The following is a 9,237-nucleotide window of genomic DNA, read 5'->3' on the forward strand; positions in this document are numbered from 1 at the left end:
TGATGTAAAAGATTGGGGTGGGGCGATCGTTTAAACGAGAATTTTTATCGGGCAATGTGAGTTGTCTTTCTATAATTTTACTGCCAAAAAATACCTATGGTTGCATTAATCCCACTTGCTATGTTCGGCTTTATTCCAGTCGTTTTTTACCTGTTTGTGAGGTTTCCGGCTCAACGGGCAGTAATTATAAGTTTTGTAGCAGCGTGGCTGTTTTTGCCGCAAGCTTCTTATCCAATCCCTTCATTGCCACCGTATACCAAAATCTCCGCAGCTTGCTACGGCATTTTGCTGGGGACTCTGATCTACGATACGGCGCGCCTCACATCTTTTAAGCCCGGTTGGCTGGACGTGCCAATGGTAATTTACTGTTTGTGTCCAATTTTTTCACAAGTTAGTAATGGTGGCAGCCCCATTTCTCCGACTATTAACCAAATCGTTACTTGGGGTCTGCCTTATTTTTTAGGACGCTTGTATGTGGGCAATTTAGACGGGCTGCGACAATTGGCGATCGGAATTTTTGCAGGTGGGTTAGCCTACATTCCTTTTACTTTAGTTGAAGGAGTTAGGGGCCCGATTCTCCACCAAATGATTTACGGCGTCAATGCCTTTGACGACTGGGGTCAAGCAAGGCGTTTGGGGGGGTGGAGACCAGTAGTGTTTATGCAGCACGGTTTGATGGTGGGCCTGTGGATGATGACAGCCGCCTTAATTGCTGTTTGGCTGTGGCAAACTGGGACGCTTAAAAAGTTTATGGGCCGTAACATCAAGACTTTAGCAATTATATTAACTATCGCTTTTTTCCTGTGCCGTTCAACAGGCGCCTACAGTTTATTTGTAATGGCGTTGCTAGTATTATACTCTGCAAAGTTTTTTCGCACCTCTTTGCCATTGCTATTTATAATTGGATATATAGTGTTTTATCTGTATGTGGCTGCATCGGGTCAATTCTCGAGCAAAGACGTGATTGGATTCATCAATCAAGTATTTGGCGAAGAACGAGCTGCCTCTTTGAAGTTTAGATTTGACAATGAAGAGATATTGGGGGAAAAGGCGCGGCAAAGATTTATGTTTGGCTGGGGAGATTCGGGGGGTAACCGCGTGTATAACGAATACGGTGATGATGTCTCAGTTACCGACAGCTTATGGATTATTGCATTTGGCGTCAACGGTGCAGTCGGTTTGGTTAGTTTATTTTCTTCCTTGTTACTTCCTGTTATCGTCTTTTCCTTGTTCAAATATCCCGCCAGAACCTGGTCTAATCCCAAAGTGGCACCTGCAGCCACCCTGGGAATAGCCTTAACTATGTACGTGTTTGACTGTGTTTTGAATGCTATGACTAACCCGATTTTTGCGCTGATTGCAGGAGGAATATCAGGTCTGGTCTTAAAAGCTCCAGAAAGTCTTAAGGCCAAGAAAACCAGTTCCCCAGCAAGAAGACAGTCGCTGGTTCACCAAAAATCATCCTGATTTTCGGAAATGGGACGCTGCTTCACTTTAAGCTTGACACTATCTTGCCATTCCTGGAGACAACAACTAAAAAATCTACCACTTTTGGATGAAATCCAGTTCAGAAGTTGCGACATAATTCTCACTAGGTTAAAATTTTAATCTCATAAACTATTTTTTACATTCATTTGCAATGCTTCAACAAGTATTAGCAGGGGATGGCTTTTTTCTTGAAACTGTGTTGCGAGTTATAAACTTAGAAACTGGGCTTTATACACTTTTTCTAAAACGAGCTGATTCTTTACATAATCTTTAAACATACTCACTAGACAGGCAGGGTGTAGGAGGATATACTGATAAAAGTATGTTCGCTGAAGCACCCAAGTAGTTAAAACACGAAACTGTATTGTGGGTGATAATAGTTTGAGTTGTAGTTTAATATAAAGCGGGAAGGGCATCATAAATGAAAACAGTTAATTTATTGAATGTCTCGATAGATAACTTGTCAATCACAGAGTTGTTTGAAAAACTCGACTGCGAAGGTGGTGTCGTATTTACACCCAATGTAGACCACTTGATTAAGTTGCAGTATGACCGCGACTTCTATGAAGCTTACAATACATCTACTTATAGAGTCTGCGACAGTCAAATATTGATGTATGCCTCCAGGTTTTTGGGTACTCCTCTCAAAGAAAAAATTTCTGGTTCGGATTTGTTTCCGGCATTTTATATGTATCACAAAGATAACGAGAAGATTAAAATATTTTTGCTAGGAGCCGCTGAAGGTATAGCTAAGAAAGCCCAAGAAAAAATTAACCAAAAGATTGGGAGAGAAATAGTAGTTGAAGCACTTTCTCCTTCTTTTGGCTTTGAAAAAAATGAAGAAGAATGTGAAAAAATAATTGACCAGATAAATAAATCAGGAGCTACAGTTCTCGCCATAGGAGTGGGAGCTCCCAAGCAAGAGAAGTGGTTGATTAAATACAAGAGCAAATTAACACACGTCAAAATATTCTTAGCCGTAGGTGCAACCATTGATTTTGAAGCTGGTTGCAAAGCAAGAGCTCCCAAATGGATGAGCGAAGTCGGCATAGAATGGGCGTACCGACTGTTAAGTGAACCGAGAAGGTTGTGGAAAAGATATTTGATTGAAGGTTTGCCTTTTTTCCGATTAATCTTAGAACAAAAATTAGGGTTTTATAAAATGCCTTTCATGGACAGCAAAACCACAAATCTAAAATGGGAAGGTGGCTCCTAAAAATGGCAGCGACAAATCTCTAGCGTAAATTAAGCTGAGTATCAGAGAAAGTGCGTTTGACTTCCACGCAAGACTGATACCATCTGTGGATAGTCCGATCGCACTTTATCTCAAAATAATTCATTTTTGCTTTCAAATCCAGGTAAAATCGGAAAGAAACCTTTTGTGGAAAATCCTAATTAGGGATGCAACCGATGAATCTGCCTTCTTTCTTGTGGTTGTGGAAAATAGCGGCTTGGTCAATGGGTGTTTCCCTGTTGGCTTATCTGTTGCTGGCCGTTACTGGAACGTGGATGTTTGCCGCTAGGAGTACCAAACAACCGCGCCCAAAATGGCTGCGTCCCTTTCATTTAGCCACTGGTGCGGGGATGGCGACTTTGGTAATTTTACTGCTGGGAATTGGTGTAGTCGGTACGCTAGGATACTACGGCAATTTGGGTCACTCGGCTCATTTACCTGCCGGGTTAGCTGTTGTGGCTTTGGTGTTGGTTTCTGTTGGAAGCGGGCTGCAAATTGGTCCTAAACATCCTTGGGCGCGTCCCCTCCACATCGGCACTAATTTGGCTTTGTTTGGGGGATTTGTGACTGTGTTGCTCACAGGATGGACGATCGTACAAAAGTATTTGCCGAAAGTTTGAAACCTGTCTGTTTGACCTAAAACTATACCAACTGTTCGAGGGAAAACATATATGTAAGGTGCGCCGCCGCGCACCCTAGGTTTAATTTTTTTGCGTGAGTCCGCTTTGGGTGATGAATTCTAAAATATGCTGCGCGGTAGTCTGTGGCTTTTCTAAGTGGGGAACGTGCCCGCAGTCGGGTATCCAGATTAGTTGAGAATTGGCGATCGCCCTTGCAAACTTTTCCGCATCCGCCGTCCCCAAAATCCGGTCTTGCTTTCCCCACAAAATCAGAGTCTGCTGCTGAATTTGCGATAATTTTTCCCCAAAACCTCCGTAACCGCCGCTTTTGGTAAACGCAATTAAAGCTTGATTCCAGTTGGGCATTTCCAAGTGCAAAGCAGCACAAGTTTGAGCGTCTTGAGAAGCCAAATTTTTATCGAAATAAGCATTGACGCTAATTCGCTGGCGAATTTTGGGATTGCGTAAAAATGAAGTAGCCAGATACCCTAAAGGAGGAATTAAAAACTTTCCCTTATTAGAACTGATGGCAAAACCTGCGCTATCTATTAACACTAATTGTTTCACAGCTTCGGGATAATTGAGAGTGAAATCAATTGCGGCTGCACCTCCCATTGAAGCCCCGACTAAGATTACAGGCCGCGAAATTAGCGTTTTCCAAAAATAGTAAAGGTGACTTTCAATTGCCCTCGCGCTGAATGCCAAACCAGCCGATCTTTCTGTAAAGCCGAAACCCAACAAATCAACCGCCCAAGTTTCATTTTCAGCAGCTAGCAGCGGCAACAGGCGGCGGAATTCAAACAAGGAACTGTCGAAGCCGTGAAGTAGTAAAATTGGTGTGTTTGCGCTGCCTTGGCGCACGTAGGTTGTGGCAATTGGCTCAGAAGATAGGGGAGTAGTAATTGCCTCCCGTTGAATGCTTTGGGCTAAAGCAATTGAGGTAGATTCTGTGAGTTGTGCGATCGATTTTGGCAGAAAACTTGCTGGCATAATTCTTGATAAATTGTGAATCGGTAGGGGCGATGCCACTGTGTTCGCCCCAACATTTAAGTATATATGCTTGCTCGATCGCTATTTCAGGAGTTCGGGCGAGTCATTAAAATTCGATCGATACTCAGTATCCCTCAGCCCCGGCTTAGGTTTGTCGTGCGATCGCCAATATAGCAATTCTCAATTGCCCGCAATATAGTAAGGATACGGCCTCGTGCCTACGAAATATGTGTATTGCACTCAACAGCATAAGGTTTACCGCTGCGTGCATACCCTCAAAAATGGAATAGAGGGGGGTTGGAGACGGATTTGTCGATCGCAAAAATCCGTCTCCACCTCGCCCCGAATGGCAAAAGTTAACAATTAACTGATTAATTCTTCGCCCCAACGCCAACATACATAATCGACCGATCTTCATTAATTTTGATTTTAAACAACCCAGACTTTTTGTAATCCATATAGTTAGCTAGATTCGATGTTAGAGTTTGAGATATTTGTTTAAAAATAGCCGCCGAAGGAAACACCTGCTTGCCGCGTGTAAAATCTTCCCAAAACCCGTGCATTGCGGCTAACATAGCGCCCATTTCTCCAAACATATCAAAACCTTTAATTTCAATCTTGCCAAAACCAATATCTTGCATTACCACAGACAGTTCATCCGGCGTAATAAATTTTTCCCAATCGTGAACGCCCCGCTTGATTTCCTGCAATGTATTTTCCATCAGTCCAATCATCACAATTTGCGAGGAAAAAGTTCGGTTAATTGTATCAAAAAAGAACAGTCCCCCAGGCTTGAGAATCCTGTGCACCTCAGACACAACTTTTTTGTAATCGGCTACGTGTTCCAAAACATCCACGCAGATTACAACATCAAAGGTATTGTCGTCGTAGGGCATATTTTCGGCAAAACCTTGCCTGTAGTCAATATCAAAACCGCTGGTAACTGCGTGATCTTGAGCTGCTACAATACATTTCTCCGATCGATCTATTCCAGAAACAATAGCGCCTCTCTCGGCCATAAACTCGCAAGAAAAGCCGCCCCCGCACCCGACATCTAAGGTTTTTAGCCCTTGCCAGTTAGTCGCGTGTCGGTCGAAAAACTCAAATCTGGGTTTGTTTAGATGGTATAAGGCATAAATTTTAGCATTTTCGTCCCACCAATTATCGGCATTTTCATCATAAAATTCTAAATCATTTTTTACTTCTGTTTTCTGCACGATTTTCTCAGTCCTGATTAGTGGAAAATATATAGGGCGATTGCACTTTTGCATGATTTTATAGGACTGACGCCAAAAAACCAATTTCTGTGAAAAATCTGAAGTTTCGTGACGAGTTGGCACGCAGACACTGGGTTTCTGAATCCGCGCGCGTAAGTTCTATTTTTTCGTTAGTTGTGAATCGCCACAGTTGTTTATTATAATAGCTCTGGCACAAATTTCAACAAGATGGATCGCGTTTCTATTATCATCCCAGTCCTTAACGAAGCGACTTGTCTGAAACGCACCCTCCGCCAACTCAGTATTCTTAATCCTCCCGCTTGGGAAGTGTTGGTGGTAGATGGCGGCAGTCAAGACGACACAGCGGCGATCGCACTTTCGGCCGGCATCCGCGTTATTTCTAGCACTACAGCCGGACGTTCCTTGCAAATGAACTTAGGTGCTCTTGTCGCCACCGGCGAAATTCTGTGCTTTCTCCACGCCGATACTTTAGTTCCAGACGACATTGTAGCAGTTATCCAGAAAACATTGTCCGATGCCGAAATTTCCGGTGGCGGGTTTATCTCCCTGATGGCTGGTTCGCAGCAAACAAGATGGGGTTTTTCCCTCCACAATTACCTCAAAACTTATTACGCGCCACTGTTATTTCGACCTCATTTATTTTTCAAAGGATTGCGCCTGCTGTTTGGCGACCAAGTTATTTTTTGCCGCCGTACCGATTTTTGGGAATGCGCCGGTTTCGATGCAGCGCTGCCAATTATGGAGGAAGCGGATTTGTGTTTGAAGCTAGTGCGACGGGGGAGACTTAAGTTAGTCAATCGGGTAGTGGAAAGTAGCGATCGGCGAGTTGCAAACTGGGGCGAATTTAAAGCAATTGCGATCTATCTTTCGATAGGTTTTTTGTGGGGTTTTGGCGTTTCTCCCCGCTATCTTAAGCAGTTTTATGAAGACATACGCTAAAACAAAAAATTAGATTAAATTCCCAGAATGTACAGGCTGTAATTTTTGGGCAGAACTTTCTGCACCAGGTAAATAATCGCCCAACAACCGTACAAATGACCTGTTACTAAAAAGCCGAGCTTCAGCAGCGGAGATACGAGGCTAATAAACTTATAAAACGCTAACAAAACCTATTTCAATACCGTCGAATCCAGGAGGAGATATAAAGGGAATGAATAAGCAGACAATATTGTGATTAACCCAGATACTCTATTTACTGGGAACTGCGATACTCTTAGAAAATGCGAGGACGGACAATACGAACAAAATTGCGTATCTTTGAGAAGATTAAAAAAAAACGAGCGGAGTAACCATCCCTCAGAATTAACTCCACTTATCAGGTAATATTCCCAAATGCTCGCTACATAAAAGAGGATAGTTGCTCCTAAGTTTGGCATTTTTCTGCGTTCGAGAGTTGAATTATGTCATACGAACCGCCCAAAAATAAACTTGTTGAAAATGGCTAAATCCAACTAAAAATCCAGCCAGCGCTCGATCGAAGATAGAGGTATCGATATATTTGAAAGCGCTTAAGTAGAAGAATATTGTAAAAAGTGTTTGAATTGTTAATCCCAAAGCCAAAAGTTTTCTGGGTTCTAAAAATTTTAATTTCACGAGAAGCCACAACCAGCCGTAGCATTTAACAATCACAACGATGAAGTAATAGGGAAACTTCACCCTTGCCTCTCAGGATATCTGTGAGTAATGACAGTAAATCAAATTTTTGCAGTTCCCCCAAAACATTTAAGATGTAGAAAGCTCTTGACGAAAACAGATAGGGGGGTATAATTTTTGACAGTCTTTTTTTTGACTACCAGTGCGGGATTATTTTGATTTTCCAGTTTGTTGGTGAGAAAAAACGGCTCAACATTAAAATGCAGGTACGCCAAATAGTTGTAATGTATCGATCGCGACAAATTGAATGCTGCGATCGCCAAAGGCGAAGAAGCCAGCATGAGTAATCACCACACTGACGATCGCCAAAGCTCTGATCTAATCAAATTCAGCGAACCGATTAGAAAGTTTTTTCATCGTAAAAATTAGACTGTAAAAATTTGAATCAAATTAGGAATTTTTTGTTTGATGAGTAGGATATCATAAAATGTTATATTTGCTTTTATGTTCACAAAACTTATCTCAGCGACAATAAGCCAGCGAGTGCTCGAATTGAGGAATAAAGACTATAGAGACTATTGCAAAAAAAAATCTACCTAAATTAGGTAGACTTTTAGAAATGTTCAAGAAATGAGTTCACTGTGGGCTAACCGTTGTTGTGATGGATGTGCGACGTAGAAACACTATCCAACTGATCGCGCCCGTTGCGGATCACGCGCAGCATATCGCTCAACTTGTGCTCGATATTATCCAGCACTTGGTCGGCATAATCGTCGGCTCCGTTTTGAATTTCCTCGCATTCAGCCATCGCCCTGACTCTCATCTCTTCCAATTCCTCTTGAGCCTGGTAGCGAATTTGTTCGACTTCCGCCAGCGTGGCCTGCTGTATTGCCTCACAGTCGAGCAAAACTTGCTGCCGCAACTGATCTGCCTCTATCTTCGCCTGCTGCAGCAGGCCCATATCGTTTAAAATTTCTGCTGCTCTCTGTTCTGCTGCTTCTATCACTTCCTGAGCGTAAAGTTCCGCCTCTTGAAGCAAGTCATCCTTGTGCCGAATGATCGTCTCGGCTTCCTGAAAAGCGATCGGCAAATTTAGCCTCACCAAGTCTAACTGATCGAGCAACTGTTCTTCATCCACCAGAGTGCGTCTGGTCATGGGAATTCGCGGGCTGTCGAGAACAATTTCCTCAAGCCGATTCAATTCCCGCTGGATGTCTACTCCTGCGGTTCGGGTGGGGTCTCCGAAGGCGGCTGTGTTCTGAGGGGGTTCGTTCTCAGTGCCGCGTCCGGTAGTGTCGGGTTCGATGCGAGTGGGTTCCTGCTGGCGTAACATTTGTAAATATCTAGGGCGACGTGTTTCGGAACAAGATGATCTACGGAGCCACCAAACTTGGCTATTTCTTTAACTACACTACTACTTAAAAAGCTGTACTCGTTAGAAGTTGCCAAAAAAACTGTTTCAATTTCACCCAGAAGGGTTTTATTGGTGTGGGCCATCTGGAGTTCCATTTCAAAATCTGTTAATACCCGGAGCCCCCGCAGCAGCACTTTGGCTTGTCGAATCTTAGCATAGTTTACTGTCAAACCTTCAAAACTGTCTACTTCTACGTTTGGCAAGTGTTGGGTAGAGCGCAGGATCTGCTCGATCCGTTCCTCTACGGTGAAGAGAGGGGTTTTGCTGGGGTTTCTGACTACGGTAACAATTACCCGATCAAACAGTTTAGATCCCCGCTCAATAATGTCTGCGTGACCGAAGGTAATGGGGTCAAAGCTGCCTGGATAGATTGCAATCACGAGTTTGGCTCAATGAAGTGGGGGAGAGTGGAGGAGTGGGGGAATGGGAGACGGGGTAGATTGGGGCAGTGGGATAGTGGGAGAGTGGCAAAGCCGGAGATGTGGAAAATCTTCCTTCTTCCTTCTTCGTTCTTCCTTCTTCCCTCTTTCTTCTTCCTTCTGTTTGAGTCGATGGGAGGTATTATCCCCGGCACCTCTCAGTTAATTAGAGTCGATGCCTGTGTTACCACAGGACACCTCTCCTTCAGAACGCGGACGTGCAGCTTTCACTGCATCCGGC

Annotated in this window: 8 protein-coding genes; 4 read left to right on the plus strand and 4 right to left on the minus strand. The window is 43.5% G+C overall.

What is annotated here, in order from left to right:
• Positions 1-96: 96 nt before the first annotated feature.
• The 3 genes from QUA33_RS15835 to QUA33_RS15845 all read left to right on the plus strand — a co-directional run bounded on the left by QUA33_RS15835 (position 97) and on the right by QUA33_RS15845 (position 3,342).
• Positions 97-1,467 (plus strand): O-antigen ligase domain-containing protein, encoded by a 1,371-nt coding sequence (locus tag QUA33_RS15835; protein WP_333149395.1) that lies wholly within the window; start codon positions 97-99, stop codon positions 1,465-1,467.
• Between the two features lie 442 nt (positions 1,468-1,909).
• Positions 1,910-2,704 carry a WecB/TagA/CpsF family glycosyltransferase gene (locus QUA33_RS15840; RefSeq protein WP_333149396.1) on the plus strand — a complete coding sequence of 265 codons (795 nt, stop codon included), beginning with the start codon at positions 1,910-1,912 and terminating at the stop codon, positions 2,702-2,704.
• A 194-nt stretch (positions 2,705-2,898) separates the two neighbouring features.
• Positions 2,899-3,342 (plus strand): DUF4079 domain-containing protein, encoded by a 444-nt coding sequence (locus QUA33_RS15845; RefSeq protein ID WP_333067855.1) that lies wholly within the window; start codon positions 2,899-2,901, stop codon positions 3,340-3,342.
• An 81-nt stretch (positions 3,343-3,423) separates the two neighbouring features.
• Here QUA33_RS15845 and QUA33_RS15850 read toward each other — a convergent pair whose 3' ends face one another.
• Positions 3,424-4,332 carry an alpha/beta hydrolase gene (locus QUA33_RS15850; protein WP_333149397.1) on the minus strand — a complete coding sequence of 303 codons (909 nt, stop codon included), beginning with the start codon at positions 4,330-4,332 and terminating at the stop codon, positions 3,424-3,426.
• Between the two features lie 371 nt (positions 4,333-4,703).
• A complete protein-coding gene (gene ubiG, locus QUA33_RS15855) occupies positions 4,704-5,549 on the minus strand; it encodes a bifunctional 2-polyprenyl-6-hydroxyphenol methylase/3-demethylubiquinol 3-O-methyltransferase UbiG (protein WP_333149398.1) in 846 nt (281 codons plus the stop codon).
• Positions 5,550-5,777: 228 nt separating this feature from the next.
• Between ubiG and QUA33_RS15860 the strand changes: the two genes are divergently transcribed.
• Positions 5,778-6,509 (plus strand): TIGR04283 family arsenosugar biosynthesis glycosyltransferase, encoded by a 732-nt coding sequence (locus QUA33_RS15860; RefSeq protein ID WP_333149399.1) that lies wholly within the window; start codon positions 5,778-5,780, stop codon positions 6,507-6,509.
• 1,300 nt (positions 6,510-7,809) lie between these two features.
• Here QUA33_RS15860 and QUA33_RS15865 read toward each other — a convergent pair.
• The gene (locus QUA33_RS15865) at positions 7,810-8,496 is read right to left on the minus strand and encodes a DivIVA domain-containing protein (protein WP_333149400.1); all 687 of its coding nucleotides are present in this window, start codon (positions 8,494-8,496) and stop codon (positions 7,810-7,812) included.
• Positions 8,379-8,957, minus strand: a complete 579-nt coding sequence (gene coaD / locus QUA33_RS15870; protein ID WP_333094476.1) for a pantetheine-phosphate adenylyltransferase — start codon at positions 8,955-8,957, stop codon at positions 8,379-8,381. Before coaD ends, QUA33_RS15865 begins: the two co-directional genes overlap by 118 nt.
• Positions 8,958-9,237 lie beyond the last annotated feature (280 nt).

This window comes from Microcoleus sp. Pol14D4 (assembly GCF_036701245.1).
Taxonomy (GTDB): domain Bacteria; phylum Cyanobacteriota; class Cyanobacteriia; order Cyanobacteriales; family Microcoleaceae; genus Microcoleus.